Source organism: Mycobacterium sp. E1747, assembly GCF_001667775.1.
In the GTDB taxonomy this organism is placed as follows: Bacteria; Actinomycetota; Actinomycetes; order Mycobacteriales; family Mycobacteriaceae; genus Mycobacterium.
In genome coordinates this window covers 31,480-56,693 of the sequence record NZ_LZJI01000188.1, presented here as the reverse complement: position 1 = coordinate 56,693, position 25,214 = coordinate 31,480, and the positions used below count along the sequence as shown (strand labels likewise).

The 25,214-nt window shown below is 67.7% G+C and carries 26 protein-coding genes; 10 read left to right on the top strand and 16 right to left on the bottom strand.

All coding sequences use genetic code 11. The features are described from left to right. Nucleotide 1: 1 nt before the first annotated feature. Nucleotides 2–1,147 (bottom strand): LLM class flavin-dependent oxidoreductase, encoded by a 1,146-nt coding sequence (locus A5695_RS18965; RefSeq protein ID WP_068085474.1) that lies wholly within the window; start codon nt 1,145–1,147, stop codon nt 2–4. Between the two features lie 409 nt (nt 1,148–1,556). Here A5695_RS18965 and A5695_RS18960 point away from each other — a divergent pair, with 409 nt between their 5' ends. Further along, nucleotides 1,557–2,435 carry an esterase family protein gene (locus tag A5695_RS18960; RefSeq protein ID WP_231974901.1) on the top strand — a complete coding sequence of 293 codons (879 nt, stop codon included), beginning with the start codon at nt 1,557–1,559 and terminating at the stop codon, nt 2,433–2,435. A 9-nt stretch (nt 2,436–2,444) separates the two neighbouring features. Next, on the top strand, nt 2,445–4,592 hold the full coding sequence (locus A5695_RS18955; RefSeq protein ID WP_068085470.1) for an acyltransferase family protein: 2,148 nt from the start codon (nt 2,445–2,447) through the stop codon (nt 4,590–4,592). 196 nt (nt 4,593–4,788) lie between these two features. Here the strand turns inward: A5695_RS18955 and A5695_RS18950 are convergent, their stop codons facing one another. Both A5695_RS18950 and A5695_RS18945 read right to left on the bottom strand, forming a co-directional pair. Beyond that, on the bottom strand, nt 4,789–5,475 hold the full coding sequence (locus tag A5695_RS18950) for a GDSL lipase (RefSeq protein ID WP_068085467.1): 687 nt from the start codon (nt 5,473–5,475) through the stop codon (nt 4,789–4,791). Nucleotides 5,476–5,568: 93 nt separating this feature from the next. Then, the gene (locus tag A5695_RS18945; protein WP_068085465.1) at nt 5,569–6,807 is read right to left on the bottom strand and encodes an acyltransferase; all 1,239 of its coding nucleotides are present in this window, start codon (nt 6,805–6,807) and stop codon (nt 5,569–5,571) included. Nucleotides 6,808–7,122: 315 nt separating this feature from the next. Here A5695_RS18945 and A5695_RS18940 point away from each other — a divergent pair, with 315 nt between their 5' ends. Further along, nucleotides 7,123–7,548 (top strand): STAS domain-containing protein, encoded by a 426-nt coding sequence (locus A5695_RS18940; protein WP_068085462.1) that lies wholly within the window; start codon nt 7,123–7,125, stop codon nt 7,546–7,548. Here A5695_RS18940 and A5695_RS18935 read toward each other — a convergent pair. The 7 genes from A5695_RS18935 to A5695_RS18905 form a co-directional block, all read right to left on the bottom strand. Further along, on the bottom strand, nt 7,535–7,798 hold the full coding sequence (locus tag A5695_RS18935) for a hypothetical protein (RefSeq protein ID WP_068085460.1): 264 nt from the start codon (nt 7,796–7,798) through the stop codon (nt 7,535–7,537). The genes A5695_RS18940 and A5695_RS18935 overlap by 14 nt on opposite strands. Continuing rightward, the gene (locus A5695_RS18930) at nt 7,795–8,307 is read right to left on the bottom strand and encodes a DUF3093 domain-containing protein (RefSeq protein ID WP_082946183.1); all 513 of its coding nucleotides are present in this window, start codon (nt 8,305–8,307) and stop codon (nt 7,795–7,797) included. Before A5695_RS18930 ends, A5695_RS18935 begins: the two co-directional genes overlap by 4 nt. 49 nt (nt 8,308–8,356) lie before the next feature. Next, nucleotides 8,357–9,340 (bottom strand): porphobilinogen synthase, encoded by a 984-nt coding sequence (gene hemB, locus A5695_RS18925; protein ID WP_082946177.1) that lies wholly within the window; start codon nt 9,338–9,340, stop codon nt 8,357–8,359. 91 nt (nt 9,341–9,431) lie between these two features. After that, complete coding sequence (locus A5695_RS18920; RefSeq protein ID WP_068085452.1) at nt 9,432–11,090, bottom strand: uroporphyrinogen-III synthase; 1,659 nt, start codon at nt 11,088–11,090, stop codon at nt 9,432–9,434. Nucleotides 11,091–11,113: 23 nt separating this feature from the next. Next, entirely contained in the window at nt 11,114–12,058 is a 945-nt protein-coding gene (hemC, locus tag A5695_RS18915) for a hydroxymethylbilane synthase (protein ID WP_068085594.1), read from the bottom strand. A 13-nt stretch (nt 12,059–12,071) separates the two neighbouring features. Then, nucleotides 12,072–13,442 carry a glutamyl-tRNA reductase gene (locus A5695_RS18910; protein ID WP_068085450.1) on the bottom strand — a complete coding sequence of 457 codons (1,371 nt, stop codon included), beginning with the start codon at nt 13,440–13,442 and terminating at the stop codon, nt 12,072–12,074. A gap of 126 nt (nt 13,443–13,568) precedes the next feature. Next, nucleotides 13,569–13,838, bottom strand: a complete 270-nt coding sequence (locus tag A5695_RS18905) for a glutaredoxin family protein (protein WP_068085590.1) — start codon at nt 13,836–13,838, stop codon at nt 13,569–13,571. A 59-nt stretch (nt 13,839–13,897) separates the two neighbouring features. Between A5695_RS18905 and A5695_RS18900 the strand changes: the two genes are divergently transcribed. From A5695_RS18900 to A5695_RS18875, 7 genes are all read left to right on the top strand, one after another. Further along, entirely contained in the window at nt 13,898–14,206 is a 309-nt protein-coding gene (locus A5695_RS18900; RefSeq protein ID WP_068085448.1) for a WXG100 family type VII secretion target, read from the top strand. Beyond that, complete coding sequence (locus A5695_RS18895; RefSeq protein WP_068085445.1) at nt 14,199–14,489, top strand: WXG100 family type VII secretion target; 291 nt, start codon at nt 14,199–14,201, stop codon at nt 14,487–14,489. Before A5695_RS18900 ends, A5695_RS18895 begins: the two co-directional genes overlap by 8 nt. Before the next feature lie 4 nt (nt 14,490–14,493). Beyond that, nucleotides 14,494–16,959 (top strand): putative adhesin, encoded by a 2,466-nt coding sequence (locus A5695_RS18890; RefSeq protein ID WP_068085442.1) that lies wholly within the window; start codon nt 14,494–14,496, stop codon nt 16,957–16,959. Next, on the top strand, nt 16,949–17,722 hold the full coding sequence (locus A5695_RS28715; protein WP_156749740.1) for a hypothetical protein: 774 nt from the start codon (nt 16,949–16,951) through the stop codon (nt 17,720–17,722). Before A5695_RS18890 ends, A5695_RS28715 begins: the two co-directional genes overlap by 11 nt. A 356-nt stretch (nt 17,723–18,078) precedes the next feature. Beyond that, entirely contained in the window at nt 18,079–18,990 is a 912-nt protein-coding gene (locus A5695_RS18885; RefSeq protein ID WP_068085439.1) for an HAD family phosphatase, read from the top strand. Nucleotides 18,991–19,034: 44 nt separating this feature from the next. After that, nucleotides 19,035–19,544, top strand: a complete 510-nt coding sequence (locus tag A5695_RS18880) for a MaoC family dehydratase N-terminal domain-containing protein (protein ID WP_068085436.1) — start codon at nt 19,035–19,037, stop codon at nt 19,542–19,544. Nucleotides 19,545–19,555: 11 nt separating this feature from the next. Then, nucleotides 19,556–20,485, top strand: a complete 930-nt coding sequence (locus A5695_RS18875) for a cyclopropane mycolic acid synthase family methyltransferase (RefSeq protein ID WP_067282300.1) — start codon at nt 19,556–19,558, stop codon at nt 20,483–20,485. Nucleotides 20,486–20,584: 99 nt separating this feature from the next. On the opposite strand, the gene A5695_RS18870 is transcribed toward A5695_RS18875, so the two are convergent. The 6 genes from A5695_RS18870 to A5695_RS18850 form a co-directional block, all read right to left on the bottom strand. Continuing rightward, entirely contained in the window at nt 20,585–21,673 is a 1,089-nt protein-coding gene (locus tag A5695_RS18870) for a lysophospholipid acyltransferase family protein (protein WP_197515547.1), read from the bottom strand. Then, the gene (locus A5695_RS18865) at nt 21,655–22,782 is read right to left on the bottom strand and encodes an SDR family oxidoreductase (protein ID WP_068085433.1); all 1,128 of its coding nucleotides are present in this window, start codon (nt 22,780–22,782) and stop codon (nt 21,655–21,657) included. Before A5695_RS18865 ends, A5695_RS18870 begins: the two co-directional genes overlap by 19 nt. A 53-nt stretch (nt 22,783–22,835) precedes the next feature. Then, nucleotides 22,836–22,937, bottom strand: a complete 102-nt coding sequence (locus A5695_RS27790) for a 30S ribosomal protein bS22 (protein ID WP_003402602.1) — start codon at nt 22,935–22,937, stop codon at nt 22,836–22,838. Nucleotides 22,938–23,060: 123 nt separating this feature from the next. Beyond that, on the bottom strand, nt 23,061–23,315 hold the full coding sequence (locus tag A5695_RS18860) for a cell division/environmental response transcriptional regulator (RefSeq protein WP_046185670.1): 255 nt from the start codon (nt 23,313–23,315) through the stop codon (nt 23,061–23,063). A gap of 140 nt (nt 23,316–23,455) precedes the next feature. Then, nucleotides 23,456–24,331, bottom strand: coding sequence for a pyrroline-5-carboxylate reductase (gene proC / locus A5695_RS18855; RefSeq protein WP_197515546.1), 876 nt, complete (start codon nt 24,329–24,331; stop codon nt 23,456–23,458). Between the two features lie 27 nt (nt 24,332–24,358). Continuing rightward, nucleotides 24,359–25,201 (bottom strand): thioesterase family protein, encoded by an 843-nt coding sequence (locus A5695_RS18850; protein ID WP_068085427.1) that lies wholly within the window; start codon nt 25,199–25,201, stop codon nt 24,359–24,361. Between the last annotated feature and the right edge of the window lie 13 nt (nt 25,202–25,214).

Here is a 25,214-nt window from a genome sequence, read left to right as displayed (position 1 = left end):
CTTAGTGGGCCGCGGCGACGGCGAACGGCGTCGCCGATACCGGGTGGGCTGGACGGTTCGGGTGCTGCCACAATCGCATTCGCTCCAGCAACGGCAGCACGCCCTCGCCGAACCAGTAGGCCTCTTCCAGGTGCGGATATCCCGACAGGATGAAGTGGGTGATGCCGAGTTGGGCGTATTCGGCCAGCCGCTCGGCGACCTCGGCGTGCGACCCCACCAAGGCCGTGCCCGCCCCGCCGCGCACCAGGCCCACACCCGCCCACAGGTTGGGCCCGACCAGCAGCCGGGTGCTGCTGCCGCCGTGCAGGTCCAGCATGCGGCGCTGACCCTCCGATTCGCTGCGCGCCAGGCTGGCCTGGACCCGCTCCACGTCGGCCGGGTCGACGGCGGCCAGCAACCGGTCGGCCTCGGCCCACGCCTGTTCGGAGGTGTCACGGCTGATGACGTGAATGCGCAAGCCGTACTGCAGGATTCGGCCGGCGTCGACGGCCAGGCTCCGGATCCAGTCCAGTTTCTGGGCGACCGCCTTGGCCGGCTCGCCCCAGGTGAGATACACGTCGGAATGCTTGGCCGCGACCGGGCCGGCCGACGCCGACGATCCGCCGAAGAACACCGCCGGTATCGGATCGGGCGGATTGTTCAGCTGCGCACCCTCGACCCGAATGTGCTCCCCGGCAAAGGTCACCGGCTTCTTGGACGTCCACAGTTGGCGCACCACGTCCAAGAATTCGGCGGTGCGCGCGTACCGCGCCTCCTTGTCCAGGAAGTCCCCGTAGGCCCGCTGCTCGTGGGGCTCGCCGCCGGTGACGACGTTGAGCAGCAGCCGCCCGCCCGAGTGGCGCTGGTAGGTCCCGGCCATCTGGGCGGCCAGGGTGGGACTCAGCAGCCCGGGCCGAAAGGCCACCAGGAACTTCAAGGTTTCGGTGGCCTCGACCAGCATTGCCGTCGTCAACCACGCGTCCTCACACCACAACCCGGTGGGCGTGAGCACCGCCTCGAAGCCGTTGTCCTCGGCGGCCGCGCAGATCTGGCGCAGGTAACGCAGCGTGGCGGGCCGGTCGCCGGACATCGGCGTGCCGTGTCCGCCCGCCACCAGGTTCCGGGAATCGCCGTAGGTCGGCAGAAACCAGTGGAACGCCAGACTCATCCTCAACCCTCTTTCAATCCACGACGCCAAGCACGAAAGCTCCATCCTGCGAAACTTCCGTCCACCCCGCGAGGGTTGAAACCGGCGAGATTGCATCCCCGGCCGGCGGCGGTGCCACCGTGGCGGGCGCGCGCCGCGCGCGGTCGGTTCGCCCCCTGTCGCGCCATGGCGTTCGACCCCTCTGCCATTGCAGCGCAATGAAATACGATCTGCCAGATCCCGCGCCGGCACGCCGGCCGGGGCCATGATGATGGCCGTATCACGAGGCCGCAACTCGGCCGCCGCGCGCGGCGCGAGGCGGCGAATCGGTGCATCCTTAGGTAACCGGTTGGAAACCGATGGGTCACGCCAGATCACACAATGCTTCCATTTCGGCGTGGCTCGGCAGGTAATCGCCGATCAGGGCGGCATCATTGCGATCATGCCTGACCTGACCCGCCGGGCGGTGCTGCGGATGGGAGCCGGCGCCGGCCTGGGAGCCGCCGGCGTGTTCGCCTTGAGTGGCCTGCTCGATCCGGTCCGGGCGCAGGCCGCGACGCTGCCGCAGGCTCCGGCCCCGTTCGAGCCGTCCGCGGCGAGCAGCAACCTGCCGACCAGACTCACCGGTTCGTTCGTCTCCGCCGCCCGCGGGGGTGTGAAGACGAACTACGTGATCGCCTTGCCACCCGGCCATACCGGGACGTTGCGCCCCGTGATCGCCCTGCACGGCAAGGACGGCGACGCGAACATGATGCTCGACTGCGGTGTCGAGCAAGGCCTGGCCCAGCTGGTCAAGGAGGGCAAGCCGCCGTTCGCGGTGGTGGGCGTCGACGGCGGCAGCGATTCCTATTGGCACAAGCGGGCCGACGGCACCGACGCCGGCGCGATGGTGCTCGACGAGCTGTTGCCGATGCTGTCCTCGATGGGTTTCGACACCTCCCGGGTGGGCTTCATGGGTTGGTCGATGGGGGGCTACGGGGCTTTGCACCTGGGCGCCAAGCTGGGGCCGGCGCGGACCGCGGGGATCTGCGCGATCAGCCCGGCGCTGTACAGCTCGTTCGCCGACAGCGCGCCCAAGGCGTTCGACAGCAACGACGACTGGGTACAGAACAGCGTGCTGGGCGTGCCGGCGCTGTCGCAGATTCCGCTACGGGTGGACTGCGGCACCTTCGACCGCTTCTATCCCGCCACCCGCCAGTTCGTCAGCCAACTCAAAACGCCACCGACAGTCAGCTTCACGGTCGGCGGACACGACATGACCTGGTGGCGTCTTATGTTGCCCGGCGAGCTCGCCTGGATGGCGACCTAGCGCAAAGCGATGAGCGTCCGGCAAAGTGAACTCCCCACCCGCCAAAGCGAGCGGGCAGTGCAGCGGACCGGATTTCGGCCCGACATCGAGGGCCTGCGGGCGGTCGCGGTCATCGCGGTGGTGCTCTACCACGCGGGCATCCCGGGAATCACCGGCGGATACATCGGCGTGGACGTGTTCTTCGTCATTTCCGGCTTCCTCATCACCGGGCTGTTGTTCCGGGAGGTGACCTCCACCAACACCGTTGCACTAGGCCGCTTTTACGGGGCGCGGGCCCGTCGCCTGCTTCCGGCCGCCGCCGTCGTCGGCATCCTCACCGCCATCGGCGCGGCGGTCGTGCTGCCGCCGCTGCAGGCGCGCGGGGTGTTCCTCGACGGCATCGCCAGCGCCCTCTACGTCGGCAATTACCGTTTCGCCACCCAGGGCACCGACTACCTGACCCCGCACCTGGAGTCGCCGTTCCAGCACTACTGGTCGCTGGGCGTGGAGGAACAGTTCTATCTGGTGTGGCCGGTGCTGATCATCGGGACCGCCTGGCTGGTTCGGCGCGTCCCGGCGCCGCGGGGCGCCACACCGTTTGCGGTGGTCCTGGGCTTGGTGGGCGCGTTTTCGCTGACGGGGGCCGTATTGTGGAGCCGGACCTCGCCGTCCTGGGCGTTCTTCTCCCTGCCGACCCGCGCCTGGGAACTGGCCGCGGGTGGCTTGCTGGCCCTGTCGATCCAGCACTGGCGCCACCTGTCGCTGCGCACCGGGTCGATCGCCGGCTGGGGCGGCCTGGCGCTGATCCTGCTGACCTGCACGCAATTGGACGCGCACACCCCCTACCCCGGCACCGCGGCGCTGATGCCCGTGCTGGGCACCGCGCTGGTCATCGGCGGCGGTAGCGTCACCCGCGGCTTGGGGGCGGGTCGGCTGCTGTGCCGGCCGGCGATGCGCGCCATCGGCCGGATCTCCTATTCCTGGTACCTGTGGCATTGGCCGGTGCTGCTGCTGATGCCCGCGCTGCTCGGCGAGCCCGCCGGCCTGCCGGCCCGGCTCACCGCGACGGCCGTGTCCGCCGGGCTGGCCATCCTCACCTTGCACCTGGTCGAAAATCCGGGCCGGTTCGCCGCCGCCTTGCGCCGGTCGGCAAGGGCCAGCCTCGCCGTCGCCGGTGCCGCCAGCGCCGTGGCGGCCTGCGCCTGCATGCTGTTGCTGAACGCGGTGCCGGTGCCGGTCGGTCATGGGGCGGCCGCCCCGCGGGCCAACATCGTGGCGGCACCGCCCAGCGCCGCCCCCACCGTCGGCGCGCCCGAGGCGGCGGTCCGTGCGGCGTTCGCGCAGGCGCGCGCGGCCGTCGCCGCATCGGCGAACCTCAAAGCTGTTCCCGCCAATCTCGATCCTCCGCTCGCCAAGGCGCCCGCGGACAAGGCCGCCGTCTTCGTCAACGGCTGCGTGCGTTCCTGGCGCGAGGTCGGGCAAAACGAGTGCGCGACGGGCGATCTCGCCTCACCGACAAGGGTCACCCTGATCGGCGACTCGCACGCTGCGATGTGGGACCCGGCCTTTGCGCAGGTCGCCGAGCAGCGCCACTGGCGGTTGGAGACGCTGGCCAAGGTGACCTGCCCCGTCCAGGATCTGCACATCACCAGCCCCTACCTGGGCCGCGAGTACACCGAGTGCGAACAGTGGCGCGGCCAGATCATGGCCCGGGTGGCCGAAGAACATCCGCGCCTGGTGGTGGTGGACATGAGCCGGCGCTACGCCGCGGACTTCGGCTTCACCTCCTACGACCCGGCATGGATCGACACCCTGGGCCGCACCGTCGCGCAGTTGCGCGGCACCGGCGCAGCGGTGTTGATCCTGGGGCCCGCCCCCGATCCGCATTCCTCGCTGCCCGCCTGCCTTTCCGCGCACCTCGACGACGCCGGCGCCTGCGCGCCGACGCGGTCCTCCGCGGTCAACGACGACGGCATCGCCGCCGAGCGGGCGGCAACCACGGCCGGCGGCGGCCAGTACGCGGATCTCACCGACCTGTTCTGCACCCCCGACCGCTGCCCGATGATCGTCGGCAACACCCTGGTGTTCCGCGACGACAACCACGTGACGACCGAGTACGCGCAGTTGCTGGCGCCGGTGATGGGCGCGCTCGCGGACCGCGCCCTGGCGGGTGGGTGAACGGCAATGAACTTCTGGTGGTTGACGAACGTCATATCAGCGAAGGGTTTTGGGAGGTTGTAGGGGATGACTCCGCTGCTGCTGGCCTGCATTGCGGCCGCCGCTCCGGTCGCCGGGTTCGGCTTGCTGAATTTGCAAGCCCGCCTGGAGCGATGGGACTACGAGCGTCACGCCGAGGACTGAACCTCAGCCTTACCTAGATCGACAGCTGGTTCCGAATCAGCGGCGCGATCTTGTCCGCCATGTATTGGTGCCCCGCGTCGTTGGGGTGCACGCCGTCCGCACCGATCAGGTCGGGCCGCCCGACGAACCAGTGTTCGGCGATCGGGTCGACCCACGTCGCCCCCGCGGCCCCGGCAGCCGCGGCGAGCGCGTCGCGGATCAACAGGATCGGCAGGGGCACGTCGGCCGTGGGCCATGGCGGCCCGATCACCAGAAACCGCGCCGATGGCGCCAGTCGGCGGGCCAAATCGAATGTGCTGCGGGCCTTTTGACCGATCACACCCGAGTCGATCGGCTCGTCATTGCGGGAGCCGAAGAACACCACCAGCACGTCGTCGCGCTGCACGGCTCGGGAGGTGAGGTCCTCGAACACGCTGCCGTGGTCACCGGGCATGCCGTAACCGGCCCTGCCCTCGGCCGCCACGTCGGCCGAGATCCGCTCGCCCCGCGCGGCGAGCCCGTCCCACGCGCGGGCGGGCCACGACCTCGGGCCCAGGCCGCCCTCACCGGTGCCGGTGGTGTAAGAATCCCCGACGACGGCCAGGTGGTTCAACCGGAAATCCAGGGTCAGCGTGTCGTAGGTGCGTACCTGGGCGGGATAGGCGACGCCGACGCCGACCAGAAAGGTCAGGGCGACGACGAAGGTGGCCAGACGACTCACTCCTGCCTCCCTCCCCTGTCAACGGCATCGTCATGTGCCACTGCGTTCGATCGATTATCGCCCGCGATTCGCGGCGAGGCGTTAAGACAACCCTCACACGGCGCGTGCTGAAACCTTTTCCAGCGAACGGTCGATCGGATGGACCTTGCCGCCTGCGGCCTCTTCGGGTTCGCTTTTCGCGCTGACGGCTTTGACGTCGACCATCTTTCGCATCCACCGGCGGGCGGGTTCTTCGACGAAGTGATACATCGCGCTCGAGATCAACACGGCGATCGCCAGCAGGCCGATGACGTTCCATTTCCACGGATTGTCCTGCGGCACAAGCTCGAACTGCTCGACGGACCATCCCCAGGCGGTGTGCACCAGCTCGTGAACCATGTACAGGCAGAACGAGATCTGCCCGCCGTACACCATCAACCGGGTTGCGAGCACCCTCGGCAGGCTGCCCACGCCGATCGCCAGCGTGATCACCAACGGAATGAACAGGATGTCGACCACGCCGCCGCTGTCGTTCTCCACGACGCCGGAGATCGGATGGGCGTCAAACCAATACAAGACGCCCACCATGGCGGCCAGGAGAAGCAAGGACACGTATCCGGCCACGCGGCGGCCGCGATCGGTCAGCCGCAGCCTGCGCACGGCCGCGCACGCCAGCGCGCCGGCAACGAACTGTGTCACGATCCGCGGCAGCCAGCTCCACGGGGTGTAGAAGTGGCCGCTGGCCAGCAGCATGATCACGGGCGGCAACGCAGCGACGAACGCGAGGACCATCAGACTGCGCGCCCGCGTGGCCTGCTTCATCCGCAGGATCACCAGCACCAGGAGGCCGAAGAGCAGGTACGCCAGCCATTCGGCGCTGATCGACCAGGCCGGCCCATCCCAGCTGGAGTCGTCGAAAAACGGCACGAACCACAACTGCACGAGCAGGATCTGGCGGACGTAGCTCATCGCGGTGAGCTGACCGGCGTCGGGCGACGGCACGTGGCCGACGTGCAGGGTGAAGATCACCCACAGGGCGGCCAGGTGCAGGGTGACCAGGTACACCGGCCACACCCGGGCCAGCCGCAGCCACAGAAAGTGCAGGGTCGCGCGCGTGGCCCACGACCGGCCCATCCGGTCCAGGTAGTTCCAGGTCAGCACGAACCCGCTGAGGATGAAGAACAGGTCGACGCCCTGGGCCCCGCAGTTGAGCACGGGCGCGAGGGCGTCGCGGAAGTCGGGTCCCACGTCGCCCACCATGGGTCGGAAGTGGAACAGCACCACCCACAACGCGGCGACGATGCGCAGTCCCGTCAGGGCCTTGATCTCTCCCCTGATCTCTGCGCCGCGCACGATGCTCTTTCCGCCTGGACTCCACGTTCGCCTGGTAGCTCGGCTGACCGGGCGACCTCGCGCTGTCACAAGCCCCCGCCTCGCAACCGGTAGCCCTGGCAGCCTAGCAGCGCAATCGCCCCGACGCGCGGACGGTTGTGGTGTGGCACGCGGACTTTCGCCGCCGAGCGACGCCGGACCAGCTTTGCTCGGACCGGCGCGAAATGGCGGCGAGAATCGCTTCTTAACAAAAAGTTAGGTGCGGCTTTCACCCTCCTTAAGCTTGCGGTTTAGCGTCAAAGTCATAGCGAGCGCCACGGAGAATGAGGGGTGCCCATGACGATCGCCGATGTCCTGACACGGGATCAGAACGGCATCTTCGAGTGCGGCGGTGCATGGGTTCGGCCTTACCGCCGCCAACTGGCGACCGTGGTGACGATCCGGGGTGAAATAGACGCCTGCAATGCCGACAAGGTCGGCGATCACATTCGGCGTTTCGTCCTCGGAGAGGACCGCGTGGTGCTCGACCTGGGCGGCGTAAGCGAATTTGCTACAGCGGGCATTTCACTTCTGGAAACCTTCGACGACGCGTGCCGCGCCGAGGGGGTGCAGTGGACCTTGGTGGCGAGCCCGGCGGTCGCCGCACTGGTGACCGACGGCGGTTTCTCCGACGATTACTCGATACCCGAGGCCCTGCACGACCTGGCCGACGCCATCGCCCGCCGCCGCCGGATGGCGTTGCCGCTGATCAGGACGTCTTAGCGCGCCGCTCACGGCGCAGCCTGGCGATTCCCATCACCGCCAGCACGCCTGCGCCGGTCAACAGCAACAGCGCCAGCAGCAGCAGCTGCGGGTCATAAACCATCGACGCGGTGAACGGCTGCCCGTCCGCGATCGGCGCCACCGCCACCGTGTGGTGGGAACGCGCCCAGCTGACTCCCGCGCCGATCAGCGCCGCGCAGGCCAGGACGAGCTCGATCCACGCCCTGTTGCTCCGGTGGCGGGCGCTCACTGCGCGGACCCGTTGTCGTCGTCGCGGTCGAAGTCGGTGACGTCGGCGGGTTCGACCCGCTCCTGGACCAGTGGGGTCAGGGCCGCCCGGAGCTCACGGTGCCGTCGCGCCCATGCCTGTGCGTAGCGCGCCCCGGTCAGCTTCAGACCGATGCCGATCCGGCCGCGGGGCACTCCGACCAATTCGCCGAGGGCCCGCGCCGACTGCCACCGCGCCAACTCCTTGCCCGAGGCTTCGTGGTTCTCCGGTTCCGGATACACCTTGAGGATCTCGCGCACCAGGATGGTTTCGGTGCCCTGGCGCAGGGCGTCTTCGGTGAGCTCGACCGAGACATGGATCCGTGCCGCCTTCACCTGTAACCCGACGAACCCCGACACCAGCACCAAGAAGATCAGCGGGATCACGAACGACACGCGGGCGCCGCTCCAGATTTCGATCAGGATCATCGCGCCCGCGGCTACCGGGCCCCACAGCACCCATATCCAGCTGGCGCCAGGTTCGTAGAACAACGGCTTCCGTTCCGCGGCCGTCGAATCGGAATTCACAGCATGTCCCATCTCACGAGAGCCAACCAGCTACGTCGGCGGCCCAGTAGGTGAGCACAATATCGGCTCCGGCCCGGCGGATGCTCGTCAACGACTCGAGCGCCGCGGCCCGCTCGTCGATCCAATTGTTGGCGGCCGCAGCACAAATCATCGCGTACTCCCCCGAGACCTGGTACGCGGCCACCGGCACCGGCGACACCTCCGCCGCGGCGGCCACCACGTCGAGGTAGCCCAGCGCGGGCTTGACCATCAGGATGTCCGCGCCCTCGTCGAGGTCCAGCCGGATCTCGCGCAGCGCCTCGCGGAAATTGCCCGACTCCTGCTGGTAGGTGCGCCGGTCCCCGGACAGGCTGGAGCTGACCGCCTCACGGAACGGGCCGTAGAACGCCGAGGCAAACTTTGCGGCGTAGGCCAGGATGACGACGTCGGCGTAGCCGGCCGCGTCCAGGCCGTCGCGGATCGCGGCCACCTGGCCGTCCATCATCCCGCTCGGGCCGACCACGTGCGCGCCCGATTCCGCCTGTGCCACCGCCAGTTTCACGTAGCGAGCCAGTGTGGCGTCGTTGTCCACCCGGCCTCTGGCGTCCAGAACGCCGCAGTGGCCATGGTCGGTGAATTCGTCCAAGCACGTGTCGGCCATCAACACCGTCGCGTCGCCGAGGTCCTTGGCCAGGTCGCGCAGGGCGAGGTTGAGGATGCCGTCGGGGGCGGTGCCGGCCGACCCCGTCGCGTCCTTGTCCTCATCGCGAGGCACCCCGAACAGCATCAGCCCACCCACCCCGGCGGCGACGGCGTCGGCCGCCGCGCTGCGCAGCGAATCGCGGGTGTGCTGCACCACGCCGGGCATAGAAGGGATGGGTCGCGATTCCGATATCCCGTCGGCGACGAACATCGGCAGCACCAAATGCCTTGGCTCCAAGGATGTTTGCGCCACCAAGCGACGCATCGCGGGGGTGGAGCGGAGCCGGCGCGGCCGCTGCCGCGGGTAGGCACTCATGGAGCGGTTTCGCCGCTGCGAGGGTGCGTAGTTGTACGCGCTCTACGGCGTGTCGTCGTACAGACACGCACGCTCGCCCGCACCGCGCCCACTAGCGCCTGCGGCTCTTCTTACGCGGCGGTGGCAGCGCTCCCTCGGCGCGCAACCGGGCGGCGTGCTCGGCCAGGGCGTCCACCAGCGGACCGACGGCGGCCGTCTCGGGCTGCACGTCCACCCGCAAACCGAACTCCGCGGCCGTCTCAGCCGTCTTGGGACCGATGCAGGCGATGATCGTCCGCGCGTGCGGCTTGCCGGCGATGCCGACCAGGTTGCGCACGGTCGAGCTGGAGGTGAAGCACACGGCGTCGAAGCCGCCGGTCTTGATCATCTCCCGCGTCTCCGCCGGCGGCGGGGCGGCGCGCACCGTCCGGTAGGCGGTGACGTCCTCGATCTCCCAGCCGCGTTCGCGCAGACCCTCGGCCAGCGTCTCGGTGGCAATATCGGCCCGCGGCAGCAGGACGCGGTTCACCGGGTCGAAAATGCTGTCGTAGTCCGGGAAGTCGTCCAGCAGGCCCAGTGAGGACTGCTCGCCGGCCGGCACCAGCTCGGGGCTGATGCCGAACGCCCGGACCCGGTCCGCCGTCGACTCGCCGACACAGGCGATCTTGACGCCCGAGAACGCCCGCGCGTCCAGACCGAATTCGCCGAACTTCTCCCACACCGCACGCACCGCGTTGGTCGAGGTGAACACCACCCACTGGAAGCGGCCGTCGACCAGACCCTTGACGGCCCGTTCCATCTGGGCGGGGCTGCGGGGCGGCTCGACGGCGATGGTCGGCACCTCGATCGGCAGCGCGCCGTAGGAGGTCAGCCGCTCGCTCATCTCGCCGGCCTGGTCCTTGGTGCGCGGCACCAACACCGTCCAGCCGTACAGCGCGCGGCTCTCCCACCAATTCAGCTTCGCCCGGCTGGCCACCGTCTTGCCGATGGTCACCACCAGCGGCCCGGTCAACGGGCCCGCCGGGTCCGTCCCGCCGAGCACGGCGGAGTCGGTCAGACCGCCCAGCGTCGTCTCGATCGACCGCTGCTGGCAGGTGGTGCCGTGCGCGGTCACCACGCACGGCGTGCTCTCGGCCAGCTCGTGGTCGATCAGGGTGCGCGCCGCATCGCCCAGATGCGAGGTGGTGGCCTGCAGGATCAGCGGGCCGGGCGCCGCGGCCAGAGCCTCCCAATCGACATTCGGGTCGCGCACGTCGGCCACCGTGTGCGACGAGCCCAGCGGCAGCCCCGCGTAGCTGGGTACGGCGCCGGTCGGCGCCAGGCCGGGCACGACCTCCATGTGCAGGTGGCTCCGCGCGACCGCGTTCACCTCGGTGATCACCGCGTCGACCGTCAGCGGGTCGCCCGCCACCAGCCGCACCACGTCGACACCGGTACGGGCCTCCGCGGTCAGCGTCTTAGCCACCTCGGCCGGCTCGCCCAGCGCCGGGCGGACATCCGGACCGGCCGATATCACCGCCGGCTGCTGGGCTCCGCCGGTGGCCGCGTCGCCATCGCCGGCGGCGGCGTCGGCCGGAGCCGGGCCGGAAACCGGTGGTAGGTCCTTGCCGATCAGCGCCAGCACCGGCTCCGGCACGTCGGGGTCGGTGAACACCAGGGCGGCGTTCGCCAAGACCGCTGCGGCCCGGGTGGTCAACAGACCCGGATCGCCGGGCCCCGAACCCACGTACGTGATGCGGCCGGGTGTCGGCTTACGCCCTCGCGTCGTCATTGTCGCTCCCACGTCACTCGCAATTAATTTCCTCGGTTCGGGTCCTGCCGCGCTTCGGCCATCAGCTCTCGGGCGCCGAGTTCGAACAACTCCGCGGCGACCGATACCCCCAGCTCCCACGCCCGATCGGCGGTGCCGATGCCGGACGCGCGTATCACGTCGGACCCGTCCAGCGCCGCCACGCAACCGCGCAGCGACAGCTCTTCGAAGACGCGGCCCTCCTCATCGATGGACTCGACCACCTCGGCGATCGCGCCCACCGGTGCGGAGCAACCCGCCTCCAGTTCGGCCAGCAGGGCTCGCTCCGCGGTGACCGACGCGCGCGTGTCGGCGTCGTCCAGCTCCGCCAGCACCGCGACCAAGTCATCACCCGCGCGGCATTCGACGGCGAGCGCGCCCTGAGCCGGTGCTGGCAACATCTGCACCGGCTCTAGCGTCTCGGTGACATCGTCGAGGCGACCGAGGCGGGCCAGTCCGGCCCGGGCCACCACGATCGCGTCGAGATCACCATTGCTTACCCTGTTCAACCTGGTATCTAGGTTGCCTCGTAGGGGGCGGATTTCCAAACCGAGACCCAATGCTCTAAGCTGCGCGGCCCTGCGTGGGGAAGACGTTCCCACCAGCGAACCCGGTGGCAACTCCCCCAGCACCAGCCCGTCGCGGGCCACCACCACGTCGCGGGGGTCGTTGCGGGGTGGTATCGCCGCAATCGTGAACCGCGGGTCGTCCGCCGTCGGCAAATCCTTGTGCGAGTGCACCGCGGCATCCACTCGGCCGTCGTCGATGGCCTCGCGCAACGCGGTGGTGAAGGCGCCGACACCCAGGGTCTCGATGGGCGCCGACGAGCGGTCGCCGGCGGTGGTGATGATCACCAATTCCGCGGGGTGGCCGTTGGCGATCAAGGCGTCCCTGACGACGCCGGCCTGGGTGGTGGCCAACAAACTGCCCCGGGTACCTATCCGGATCACATTCGCCAATCGGCTACTCGGCGGCGGATTCTTGCGTTCCGGCATCGAATCCCGTTGCTATGACGGGCAATTCGCCCGCAGCGACGGCGTCGACGGCGGTCTGGTCGAGTTCGAAAAGTTCGCGCAGGGCCTCGGCGTAGCTGTCGCCGCCGGGGGCGCTGGCGAGTTGTTTGATCCGCACCGTGGGCGCGTGCAGCAGCTTGTCCACCACCCGCCGCACGGTGCGCGCCACCTCCTCGCGGTGAGCGGTCTCGAGCCCGGGCAACCGGTTGTCGAGGCGCAGCAGCTCCGCCTCCACCACGTCGGCGGCGCGCTGGCGCAACGCGGTCACCGTCGGGGTGACCTCGGCCATCCGCTGGCCGGCCAGGTAGGCGGCCACTTCGGCCGCCACGATGTGGCGGGCATGGTGCACGTCGGACGCCGCCGCGTGCGCCGAAGGCTCGTGCTGCACACGGTCCACGTCGACGACCCACACCCCGGGCAGGCCGGAGACCGCTGGATCCACGTCCCGGGGCATGCCCAGGTCGCAGATGACCAGCGGACGGGTCGACTCGTCGCGGCGCGCGGCGGCCAGCGCGTGGTGCACGTCGGCCAGCGTCACCACCGGGCTCACCGCGCCGGTGCAGCTGACCACGACGTCGGCGTCGGCCACCGCGTCGGCCAGGCGGTCGAGGGACATCGCGTCGGCCTGTACGCCGGATTCGCGGATCTTGCGGGCCAGCCGTTGCGCCCGGGACAGCGACCGATTCAGGACGTGCACGCGCTGGACGCCGGAGCGGGTCAGGTGGGCCGCGGCCAGGGCGCCCATCGCGCCGGCGCCGACCAGCGCGGCCGTCTTGCCTTCCAGACCGCCCAGCCGGCGTTCGGCCATGTCGAGGGCGACCGACACCACGGAGGCGCCGGCCGCGTCGATGGCGGTCTCGGAATGCACCCGCTTGCCCACCGACAGCGCCCGTTGGGCCAGCTCGTGCAGCACCCGACCGACGGTGCGATTACTTTCCGCGGTGGCGTACGCGCGGCGCACCTGGCCGAGCACCTGCTGCTCACCGACCACCGCGGAGTCCAGGCCGCTGGCCACCGCGAACAAGTGCTCGACGGCGGCCTCGCTGTAGCGGACGTACGCGTGTTTGGTCAGATCCCCCATCGACATTCCGGAGTGCTCCGACAGCACCTGCCCGATGGCCGCCAACCCGCCGTGGAACGCGTCGACCACCGCATAGACCTCGACCCGGTTGCATGTCGACAGCACCATCGCCTCGGTCACCAGCGGCGACTGCAACACTCGGTCAACGATCTTGCCCTGATCGGATTCGTCGATGCTGAGTTGTTCCAGGACGGAGACCGGCGCACTGCGGTGCGAAACCCCGAAGAGCAAGACGCTCACGGCAGCATCACCTGGCCAGCTCCCTTGCTTCCTCCAGTAACTGAACTGGTTTCCACGGTAATCGCTTATCAGGTGGGCTACCAAATAATTGCCCAGCGTCACACCGGCCCGCCGGCGGCCGCACCGTCATCGACCGAGGTCCTCACGCAGCCGGGGTTCGTCAAGGTCCCAGTAGCTGTGCTCGCGACCGTCCAGCAGGATCACGGGCAGCCGGTCGCCGAATTCGGCCCGCAGCGCCGGGTTGCCGGCGGCCGCTGCGGCGTCGACGTCGGTCGTCGACAGCTCGAAACCCAGCTCGGGTGCGAGCTCCCTAAGCCGGTCATGCACCCGCTCGCAGATGGTGCAGCCGTCGCGGGTCAGCAGTTCCACCTGCGGCCGTCGGGGTTCGTCGGTCATGGCCATCAGTCTGGCACCGGTGACTTGTGGGGACATCTAGCTGGCATTATTTTCCGGTTATGGCCGACGAGACCGTACGGGTTGACCCGGTGGTGATGCAGAGCCACGCCGTGTCCATCCGCGGCGCGGCAGAGCACCTTTCGGCTCAGCTGGACCAGCTCGACGATCAGGTCGGTCAGATGTTAGGGGGCTGGCAGGGCGCTGCGGGGAAGGCGTACGGCTCGGCGTGGGAGCTTTGGCACCGTGGCGCTCGCGAGGTGCAGCTGGGGTTGTCGGTGTTGGCGCACCTGGTGAGTGAGGCCGGCGAGGCCTATCAGGCCAACGAGGCCGGCTCCGCCCAGGCGGAACGGGGGGTGCGCGGTGGCTGAGGCATTTCGGGTGAATCCGCAGTCATTGGCCGACGCGGTACAACGGATGGCGACCTTCCAGCGCCACGCCGAGGACATGATCGCCGAAATCGATTCCCGCGTAACGCGTTTGCACACAACGTGGACGGGTGAGGCCGCGGCCGCGCACGCCGAGGCGCATCAGCACTGGGTGCGTGGTGAGGCGATGATGCGCGAGGCGCTGGCGCAGCTTAAAAAGGTGGCCGCGACCGCGCACGGCAACTACACCGGGGCGATGTCGACGAATCTCGGCATGTGGTCGTGAACAGATGGCGCCGCTGGCGTGTGACCCGACGGCCCTAGATCGCACCGGTGCCACGGTGCTGGCGGCCGGTGAGTCGCTGGGGTCGGTGATCTCGACGTTGACCGCCGCGCTGGGCGGCAGCGCGGGCATGGCCGGCGACGATCCGGTGGGCGCGGCGCTGGGTCGGAAATATGACGGCGCCGCGGCCAAGGCGGTCGAGGCGATGACCAGCATCCGCAACGGGTTGTGCAGCATCGGCGACGGGGTGCGAATGTCGGCCCACAACTATGCCCTGGCCGAGGCGCTGTCGGATGTCACCGGCCAGGCCGCGGGTTTGCCGGCACCGCAGGTGACCGCGCCCATGACCGTCGGGGCGAAGCCGCCGTCGGCAGTGGGCGCAGGCAGCGGCGCCCCGGCGGGCTGGGGCTGGGTGGCTCCATACATCGGAATGATCTGGCCCAGTGGAGATTCGGCGAAATTGCGAGCCGCCGCGGCGGCGTGGGCCACCGCGGGCGCGAACTTCGTGGCCACCGAGACGGCAGCGGGCGGGGGGACGATGGCCGCCATCGCCTCCCAGCAGATACCGGAGGGCGCCGCCATCAACAAGGCGTTGGCGGATGCCTCCAACGCCACCATCAACGTCGCACGTCAGTGCCAAACGATCGCCGCGCAGCTCAACAGCTATGCGGCCAAGGTCGACAAGGTACACGCGGCGATTCTGGATTTGTTGTCGCGCATCTGTGACCCCTTGACCGGAATCAAAGAGGTCTGGGAGTGGCTCACCGACGAAGACGAAGACGAGATCAAGAGGATCGCCGACGACATCCGCACGGTGGTCAACAACTTTGCGCAGGAAGCCGAGACGCTGGGCGACCAACTCAGCGCCACCATGTCGGCTGCTGCCACAGCGATTGAGGATATGGGCCGCTGGGCGGGAAAAGAGTGGGACCACTTCCTGCATGGCACCGGGGTTGGCAGGGTCCTCAATCACGTGGGCCAGTCTCTGAAGGGCCTGGGCGAGGAGGGCTACGACTACCTCGAGGGCCTCAACCAATTCAGCCCAACCCGCCTCCAAAGCGATCCGGTTGGCTTCTTCAGAGACACGGTCGGCATGGTCGAAGGGGAAGCGACGCTGGCGGGCTTGGGTCCCGACGGTCTACACGGGGCCGGCGAGGCGTGGAAAGCGCTGGGCAAGCAGGTCACCCACTGGGACGAGTGGTCCGAGCACCCCGACGAAGCATTCGGAAAGACCCTCTTCGACGTAGCAACTTTGGCGGTGCCCGGTGGGCCGCTGTCCAAGCTCGGCAAGCTCGGTCGAGGTATGAGCGATGCGCTCAAAGGTTTGCGGGAGGCGCGACTGCCGGAGGGCGTGAAACCGCCCGCGGTGAAGCCCCCGACGGAGCCGCCGCCCGCAGGTCCCAAGCCGCCGGCATCGGGACCCCCCGCAGCCCCGGGCAAGCCGGAATCGGGTCCACCCCCAGCGTCGGGCAAGCCGGCACCCGGGCCCGCAGATGGCCCACTTCCGCACAGCCCCACGGAATCCAAGCCACCGATCGGCGAGAAACCCCCCACCGGAGAGCCACCCAAACCGGCGGTCGCGCCAACTGAGCCCGGCAGCAAGCCGGCGGTGCCCGCGTCGGCCGAACAGGCGCCAGTACCCCATTCCAAGCCGGCCGATCCGGTGCCGGCCCACGCGCCGACTTCGCCCGGTGGCGCACCGGCCGCTGCAACTCCCAGCGCGGGTCTCCCCTCACTACCGGAGCCGCACCTGCCGACGCCGCCTTCGATGCCCATGGGCGGAGGCGTACCTCCCGAAGCTCCTACCCCGCTCGGCGACATGCCCCACGGCGGGGAACCGGGTGGGCACCCGGCCGAGATGCCCGGCCCCCACGATGGCCCTGTTCGCCCGGTCGAGGGCGAAGCGTCACCATCAGACCCGATGCCCGGGGAAGGCAACGCGACGGAGCCACCGTCGCCGACCGACAGCCCTCTAACCGGCCATGGCGACCACCCGTCAGCGGGAGCACCGCTCTTACCCGTTGATGCCGCCGACCAAATGACAGGTGATGTCGTGATTAGCGGCCACGGGGGGTACAACCCCCTTCACGGTCCAACGCTCGTGCCTCGCGGAACCACGGTCACCGCGTACGCCGAGCATGGGTCATCAATCACTGACGCCCTCGGCAACCTCATCGAGACCCGCGGTGACACGTCTCGAGTCTTTTCGCAGGTCTTCCGTGCAGGCGAATCCATACCCGACTACACGATTTACCCACCCGACGGACTGAATATCCTCGGCGAACCGCGGACAGTGCTAATTCCGACGAGGCTGAGCGAACTACTTGAGAACGACATGGGGAATGTCCACCTCGCCGTATGCACTTACGACGGTACCTGTCCGACCGGCAAGGTATATGATGTAGAAGGTATATGGGACGAGAATTCTGGAGAATTGAGCCCTTACGAAAGGCCTAATTCACGTGGCAAATAGCGAGAACGTCGATGAATTGATAAGCACGGCGGCTCGTACGCAGGAGCAAGCCGATCTTCGCGGAGCAATCCTTGCCTTAAAGCACCACGAAGTTTTTCTGCCGTTTGAAGCGACGTTTCGCGATGATGCGGAAGTTAAAGCGGTTCCCTTGCTTTTGCTTCCGGATGGCGCCCACGCCATGATGTTATATACTTCTAAATCACATCCGGATCTACCGGACTCCTTCGCAGGGGCAACGTTCGAGTCCGCGCTGAAGGCAGGCCTCAAAATGCCGGAGCTCGATTGGGTAATCGTAACAAATCGGACTTCAGAATGGGTTTCAATTCATAAGGCTCATATTCCGGCATATCTTGACTTCCTCGAAAACGCCGTTGATGCGACGTCGCCCAAAGAAGATCATGCATCCGACCCTGTCGAGGAATCGGTGAGCCGTGCCGTTGGCTCCAAATCCATGAGTTCGGTTTCTGCAGTGACAGCCGCGCTTGAGGATCGCGAGATATTCCTTGAGATGAGTCGCTCAACAAGAGATGACGGCCGTCAGAGCATGAATTCTTTTCTGATCGAACCGCTCGGACCTGTGATACGTGCGTATACTAGCCGGCTTCGTCCCGGAATTCGATACGGGGGCCTGCGCTGGTCTGCGTTAAAAGAAATGCTCCGTGCGTTGCCTGACATTAAAGGTGTCCAGGTGATGAACAACGCAGACGATTGGGTAGTTGTTGATCGAAAAGCTTTAGGGCTCGACGAGAGCAATGGAGCGTGACAATTAATCGGCGGGAGCAGTCACGCACACGGCGTGAAGGAATCGTCGGCCGTGGTAACCAGATGGGTTGGACCTAGCGGACCGATTGCGACTCAAGTAGCCACCATCTGGTCCCGAGGTCCTGGTTTTCGGCTAAGCAATCTACTTTTATAGTTGGCTTATTTCCCGGAGACCCTCAAGTGGATCAGCTGACGCGAATAAAGGACCGGACTGCCGAGCGCTCACTCGTGGCACCACCCAACGACCGACTGTGAGCTTGCCGAACACGCACCGCATTCCCCGCCACCCGACGGATAGGGTTGAGTGCCGGGACCCACCGGTTCGCCAGGCAACACAGCGATCTTGGAGGTTTGGCGATGACTTCCTCTGACCCGGTCAACGGAGACGTCAGTCGCGCTGACCTGGAGTCGCTGGCCGCCGACGCCAGCGCCGCCCGCGCGCTGGAAGGGCTGCAAGCCGAGAAGGCCGCCTCCGGCGAGGATCGGCCGCAGCCGCCGATCGACCTGACCGCGGCCGCCTTCTTCGACGTGGACAACACGCTGGTGCAGGGCTCCTCGGCGGTGCACTTCGGCCGCGGGCTGGCCGCGCGCAACTACTTCACCTATCGCGATGTGCTCGGCTTCATCTATGCCCAGGCCAAATTTCAGGTCCTCGGCAGGGAGAACAGCAACGATGTCGCCGCCGGTCGCCGCAAGGCGCTCGCCTTCATCGAGGGCCGGTCGGTCGAACAGCTGGTGGCGCTGGGTGAGGAGATTTACGACGAGATCATCGCCGACAAGATCTGGCCGGGCACCCGCGAACTCACCCAAATGCACCTCGACGCGGGCCAGCAAGTGTGGCTGATCACCGCCACGCCTTACGAACTCGCGGCGATCATCGCGCGACGGCTCGGCCTCACCGGCGCCCTGGGCACCGTCGCGGAATCCCTCGACGGGGTGTTCACCGGCCGGCTGGTCGGCGACATCCTGCACGGGACCGGCAAGGCGCATGCTGTGCGGTCGCTGGCGATCCGGGAGGGGCTAAAGCTCAAACGCTGCACGGCCTACTCCGACAGCTTCAACGATGTGCCCATGCTCTCGCTGGTGGGCACCGCCGTCGCCATCAACCCGGACGCGCGCCTGCGCACGCTGGCCCGCGAACGCGGTTGGGAGATCCGGGACTTTCGCACCGCCCGCAAGGCCGCCCGGATCGGGGTCCCGTCGGCCCTGGCGCTGGGGGCGGCCGGTGGCGCACTGGCCGCGGTGGCATCCCGGCGGCAATCGCGCTGATAGGCTGCGCCGCTGAGACCAATTCGAGCGGAGGCGACAGCGGCATGACGACCCCCAAAGAGGCCGAAGGGCTCATCGGCAGCCATTACCGGGCACCGGATTACTTCCTCGTCGGACGGGAGAAGATCCGGGAATTCGCGATCGCGGTCAAGAACGATCACCCCTCCCACTTCAGCGAGGCCGACGCCGCCGCCGACGGGTACGACTCGCTGGTGGCGCCGTTGACGTTCCTGGCGATCGCGGGGCGGCGGGTGCAGCTGGAGATCTTCACCAAGTTCAGCATCCCGATCAACATCGCCCGAGTCATCCACCGCGATCAGAAATTCAAATTCCACCGACCGATCGTCGCTGGCGATAAGCTTTACTTCGACACCTATCTAGACTCGGTGATCGAGTCCCATGGCACCGTGCTCGCTCAGATCCGCAGCGAGGTAACAGATGCCGACGGGACACCGCTTATCACCAGCGTAGTCACGATGCTGGGAGAAGCCACAACCCAAGCCGACACTGACGCAACAGTGGCCGCGATTGCATCAATATCAGCTGGAAAGTAGGGTCGATTTCAATGACGTCACAGGGGGAAACCGGCAGCACCCAGCTCAAGCCGCCGGTCGAGAAGGTCCGCTCGCACTACGACAAATCAAACGAGTTCTTCAAGCTCTGGCTTGACCCGTCGATGACCTACAGCTGCGGCTACTTCGACGAGAACCCCGACCCGCAGAACCTGACCAAGACGCTGGAAGAGGCGCAGTACGCCAAGCGCAAGCTCGCGCTGGACAAGCTCAACCTCGAGCCCGGGATGACGCTACTCGACATCGGCTCCGGGTGGGGCTCGACGATGCGGCACGCGGTGGCCGAGTACGACGTCAACGTGATCGGCCTGACGCTCAGCGAGAACCAGTACGCCCACTGCGTGGCCGAGTTCGACAAGATGGACAGCCCCCGCCGCAAGGAAGTGCGGATCCAGGGCTGGGAGGAATTTCCCGGCGACGTGCCGATCGACCGCATCGTGTCACTCGGCGCGTTCGAGCACTTCGCCGACGGCGCGGGTGACGCCGGGTACGAGCGGTACGCCACCTTCTTCAAGAAGTACTACGACCTGCTGCCCGACGACGGCCGCATGCTGCTGCACTCGATCGTGGTGCCCTCAGCCGAAGAGGGCAAGAAGATGGGCTTGCAGGTGAACATGACCCTGCTGCGCTTCATCAGCTTCATCTTGAAGGAGATCTACCCCGGCGGGAAGCTGCCCCAGGTCGACCTGGTCGACAAGTACGCGACCGACGCGGGCTTCAAGATCGAGCGCCATCACTTCATCGGCAAGAACTACGTCCCGACGCTGACCGCCTGGGGCGACGCGCTCGAGGCGCACAAGGAAGAGGCGATCGCCCTGAAGGGGCAGGAAACCTACGACATCTACCTGAAGTATTTGCGCGGCTGCTCCGACCTGTTCCGCGACGGCTACACCAACGTCTGTCAGTTCACCATGGTCAAGTAATTCGCCCGAAAAACGCCCCGGAAGCCCTTGGCTCCGGGGCGTTTTCGCGTCAGCGCCAGGCCGGATACCGAAGCCCGCCGGGTCAATAAACGAAAAGCGTCAGCCGAAGAAGATGTTGCGCCGCCCGGCGAGCAACCGGTACAGCGTCTGCTGGATGGTCTCGCGCACCTGATCGGTCAACTCGAAGGTGACCATCGGGTCCTCGGCGTCCGACGCGGCGTAGTCGTGGGTGTAGATCGGCTCGCCGAACGCGATGCGCCACTTCGACGGCAGCGGCACCAGGCCCGCGGCCCCCGCCAGCGGAAAAAGCGGCGTGATCGGGAAGTAGGGCAGCCCGAACAGCCGCGCCAGCAACTTCACGTCGGTCAGCATCGGGTAAATCTCTTCCGAGCCGATGATCGAGCACGGAATGATCGGCGCCTTGGTGCGCAGCGCCGCGGTGACGAACCCGCCGCGGCCGAACCGCTGCAACCGATAACGGTCCTCGAAGCGCTTGCCCAACCCCTTGTAGCCCTCGGGAAACACGGCGGTCAGCTCGCCTGCGGCGAGCAGCCGGTGCGCGTCCGTGGTGCAGGCCATGGTGTGGCCGGCCTTACGGGCGGCTTCACCCACGACGGGCAGGTCGAACACCATGTCGGCGGCGAGCAGCCTCAGGTCGCGCTTTGCGGGGTGCTCGTCGTGCACGGCCACCGACAGCATCAACCCGTCGAACGGCAGGACCCCGGCGTGGTTGGCCACCACCAACGCGGCGCCCTCGCTGGGCAGGTTTTCGACGCCGCTGACCTCCACCCGAAACCACGACCGGAAGAAGAACCTCAGCAACGGGCGAACGATCGCGCTGTTGAAGTGTGGATCGAAACCGAACTCGTCGACGGTGTAATCACCGGTGATCCGCTGGCGCATGAACCCGGCGACCGCGGCAACGCGCCGGGCGAGATCGTTGAGCGACACATCCGACGACCCGGCGCCGGCCGCCCGCCGGTGCTCATCGATCTCGCGGACGACGGCGGCAATCTGCTCGGCCGACGCCCGACCGTGCGGATCCGAGAGTAACGAGGGATGCTGGCGGGCTGACTCCGCGCGTTGATCGGCTTTCCGGCGTGCTGCTACCCGACCCCGATTCGTATGCAGCGGAATAACATTCGCTCTGTTTTCACCCGCCACGATACCTACCTGACCCCACCCCACGGAATTGGATTTCGGCTGCCCCAGCGCTGCGCTAGGGAAATGGCGCGACCTTCCAAGGAGCGTACCCGATGCGGGTCGATAATGGGAGTCATGCCGCGGCCGCGAACGTAGTCGTCGAAAGCCTCGGCAGTCGTCCACTTCGGCTGATAGCCCAGCTCCGCGCGCATCCGGGTGGTGTCCATGACGCGGCCGTAACTCAGGTAGGCGAACTGATCGCGGCTGATCTCGTTGTAACGGTTGGCCCGTCTCAGCGAATCGAGTGCCCACACGCCAAAACCGGGTACTGGCAACGGAATCCGGCCAGCCCGGCGGATCGCTTGCGACAGCATGATGATCCCGTCAGCGCCGACGTTGAACGTGCCGGCCTTGCCGGCCATCGCCGCGCGTTCCAGCGCGCCCAGCGCATCCTGCTCGTGCAGCAACTGCAGTCGCGCGTCGCGGCCGAACATCGTGGGCACCAGCGGCCCGGCCAGGTACCGCGACAACGTGGTATCCATCGCCGGCCCGATCATGTTGGCCAGCCGCAGGATGGTCACGGCGATGTCGGGCCGGCGCCGCCCCAGTCCGCGGGCATAGGCCTCGATGTCCAGGCTGTCCTTGGCGAAACCGCCGCGCAGCGGCCGCCGGCTGGTGCTGTCCTCGGTGAACATCACCGGATCGTGCGCGCTGGACCCGTACACCTCGGAGGTCGATTTGACCACCACGCGGCGCACCGAAGGCGCCTTCTGACAGGCCGCGAATAGCTGCATCGCACCCATCACGTTGATTTCCTTCAGCGCCGCGGTGCCACCGGATCGCGGCGCGTACGACGCCGCGGCCGCGTGCACTACGGTGTCCACTTCGCCGTTGCGAATCACCTTGGCTATGAAGGGATTCCGGATGTCGGCGCGGACGAACTCCGCGCGACCCATCCGGCGCAGCATGTCTTTGCTGGGCGCGATCGCGTCGACCGCGATGACCGCGTTGATCATCGGGTTCTGCGCGAGCCGGGCCGTCAGGTAGCCACCCAGGAATCGGCACGCACCGGTGACCAGCACCACCTTGGGGTAGTGCACCGTGTGGCTCGCGGTGTCGCCGGTTCCGGCGCCATCCCCACTCGACTGATCCACCCAAACAGCCTATCGACTCAGCACAGACCGCAGCACGACGCCGCGGGCGGGCCTTACTTGCCGAGTTTTCTGCGCTGCACCCGAGTGCGGCGCAACAACTTGCGGTGCTTCTTCTTCGACATGCGCTTGCGCCGCTTCTTGATTACTGAACCCATGAACTCCGCTATCTGACCCGTGACCTGCTTGCAGGATTGACCCGGACACTTTACCCGGCGGGACGCACCGAACACCAAATGGCGCCGGCGACCACCGAGCGAGGGGCGGAGTGTGGTTTCGGGTCAGCCCGCGTCGAAGTAAGACGTCTCCAGCATGTCGTGCACTGCCTTGGCGTGCACCCGGAAAGACCGCCCGACCCGGACCGCGGGCAGCTCGCCGTTGTGCACCAGCCGGTACACCGTCATCTTGGAGACCCGCATCAACGCCGCCACTTCGGCGACGGTCAAGAATTGTGTCCTGCCCTGCTGGCCCTCGCCGGAACCGGTGTCCCGCTTACCAGCAGAATCGCGCGCCGATGGCCCGTTCGTAGACGTCATCGCAACCCAATCGTGTCAGGCACCCGCAATGCCAGCGGCTTCCCCTCCGCTGGCACCCACACGTGCATACAAAGAGGAGAATAGCGGGACTAATGGGGTTACTGGTACTGGTGGGGGACAATCAGTTGAAATTTCTTGGATTACTCCGATGTAATTCTTAGCTGCTCAGAGCGCGTTTTGGCGGCCTGAACGGCCGCGTCGACGGCCGCCCGCAGGCCACCCCGTTCCAGTTCGCGCAACCCCGCGGCGGTGGTGCCGCCCGGCGAGGTGATGGTCGCCCGCAGCTGCGTCGCCGTGGCGTCCACGCGCAACCCCGGCGCCTCGCCCTCCCCCGGCCGGCCGTCGGCGTCCATCCGCTCCAGCAGCATGGCCGCGGACCCGGCCATCGTCTGCGCCGTCAGGTCGGTGGCCACCTCCCGGCTCAGCCCGGCCGCCACCCCGGCATCCACCAGCGCCTCGACCATCAAGAAAAAATAAGCCGGGCCGGACCCCGACAGCGCGGTCACGGCGTCCATCTGGGCTTCCGCCACGGTCAGCACACCACCCACGGAGTCGAACAGGGCCGACACCCCTTCGAGCTGCGGGGCGGTGACGAACCGGCCCGCGGCCAGCGCGGTCACCCCCGCGCCGACGAGCGCCGCCGCGTTGGGCATCGCCCGGACCACCGGCGTCCCGGCCGGCAGTTTGGATTCGAAATACGAGATGCCGATGCCCGCCGCGACGGTGACGAACACCTGCTCGGCGGTGTCGCTCTCGGACGCGGCCGCCACCCGGGTCAGCTCCGCGAGCACCGGTTCGACGTCGGTGGGCTTCACCGCGACCACCACGAAGGACGCGTTCTCCACCGCGTCGGCCACCGAGGTGATCAACACCGAATAGGTGTCGGCCAGGTACTGGGCGCGCTCGGGAACACGTTCGGCCACCACCAGGTCTTTGACCTGCCTGCCCGCGCGCAGCAGACCCGAGAGCAGCGCCTCCCCGATGCTGCCGCCACCGATGATCGCGATTCTTGCCATGCCCGACAGCATCGCAGACCCCCGGGCCTATCCAGCGGCAGGGACCAACGCCAGTTGACGGGCTTGCACGACGAGGCGGCCCATGCTGTCGACGACGGTGTGGTCCTCGTCGAACCAGTCGTGCCCGATCTCGGTGCACGTCGCGATGATTCGCAGCCATCCATCGGCGGGCAGGCCGCGCAGGAGGGCGGTCAGCTGGACGGTAGGCGCCCAGCCGGTGCGTTCCACGGCGAAGGTCACCGGGGCCGACAGATCCCCGCACATGAGCGCGAACAGGGCGTCGGGGGCGACGCCGCGGGGGCGTGCCCACATCTGGATCACCGGCGGGCCTCCGTCGGCCGTCGGGCCCAGCGTCGACAGCACCGGTCGCACGTCGCAGCCCTCGCCGAGGTGGACCAGGCCGGCCAGCGGATGGCCCGGCCCGATCGGTGCGATGTCGTCCGGCGGCTCGGGCGCCATCAGGTCCACCACCGGGTTGGCCGACAGCAGCGGCTTGGCGTCGCCGTCGGGCGGAAAGTGTTCGGGCTCGCCGAGGTTGACCACGGCGTGCACGGCGGTCCGGTCGCCCTGGGTGAGCTCGACGTCCACGACGCTGATCCGGCGGCCGCGCTTGCGGATCGACGTCGCCAGCCGCATCGGCCCCGGATCCGGCGCCCACAGGAAGCTCGCCGACACCGCCACCGGCTGCTGAACCGCGTCAAAGTCGGTCGACGGCCCCCTGCAGGCGGTGCGGGCGGCGTTGGCACAGAGCGCCAGCATGGCGCCACCGTGCACCTTGGGACCGATGGTCCAGTGCTTGTTGAGCTCGCCCTCGAAGACGCCGGGGCCGACCTCCCGCAATGCCATCGCGGTGGTGAATAACGCGTTCATGGTCTCCTGGGTT

Coding starts and splice junctions, on each gene's coding strand:
- A5695_RS18965 (WP_068085474.1), bottom strand. CDS start 1,147: ATGAGTCTGGCGTTCCACTGGTTTCTGCCGACCTACGGCGATTCCCGG.
- A5695_RS18955 (WP_068085470.1), top strand. CDS start 2,445: ATGAGCGTCCGGCAAAGTGAACTCCCCACCCGCCAAAGCGAGCGGGCA.
- A5695_RS18940 (WP_068085462.1), top strand. CDS start 7,123: ATGACGATCGCCGATGTCCTGACACGGGATCAGAACGGCATCTTCGAG.
- hemB (WP_082946177.1), bottom strand. CDS start 9,340: ATGAGTGCCTACCCGCGGCAGCGGCCGCGCCGGCTCCGCTCCACCCCC.
- A5695_RS18920 (WP_068085452.1), bottom strand. CDS start 11,090: ATGACGACGCGAGGGCGTAAGCCGACACCCGGCCGCATCACGTACGTG.
- A5695_RS18905 (WP_068085590.1), bottom strand. CDS start 13,838: ATGACCGACGAACCCCGACGGCCGCAGGTGGAACTGCTGACCCGCGAC.
- A5695_RS18900 (WP_068085448.1), top strand. CDS start 13,898: ATGGCCGACGAGACCGTACGGGTTGACCCGGTGGTGATGCAGAGCCAC.
- A5695_RS18890 (WP_068085442.1), top strand. CDS start 14,494: ATGGCGCCGCTGGCGTGTGACCCGACGGCCCTAGATCGCACCGGTGCC.
- A5695_RS18885 (WP_068085439.1), top strand. CDS start 18,079: ATGACTTCCTCTGACCCGGTCAACGGAGACGTCAGTCGCGCTGACCTG.
- A5695_RS18880 (WP_068085436.1), top strand. CDS start 19,035: ATGACGACCCCCAAAGAGGCCGAAGGGCTCATCGGCAGCCATTACCGG.
- A5695_RS18875 (WP_067282300.1), top strand. CDS start 19,556: ATGACGTCACAGGGGGAAACCGGCAGCACCCAGCTCAAGCCGCCGGTC.
- A5695_RS27790 (WP_003402602.1), bottom strand. CDS start 22,937: ATGGGTTCAGTAATCAAGAAGCGGCGCAAGCGCATGTCGAAGAAGAAG.
- A5695_RS18860 (WP_046185670.1), bottom strand. CDS start 23,315: ATGACGTCTACGAACGGGCCATCGGCGCGCGATTCTGCTGGTAAGCGG.
- proC (WP_197515546.1), bottom strand. CDS start 24,331: ATGGCAAGAATCGCGATCATCGGTGGCGGCAGCATCGGGGAGGCGCTG.
- A5695_RS18850 (WP_068085427.1), bottom strand. CDS start 25,201: ATGAACGCGTTATTCACCACCGCGATGGCATTGCGGGAGGTCGGCCCC.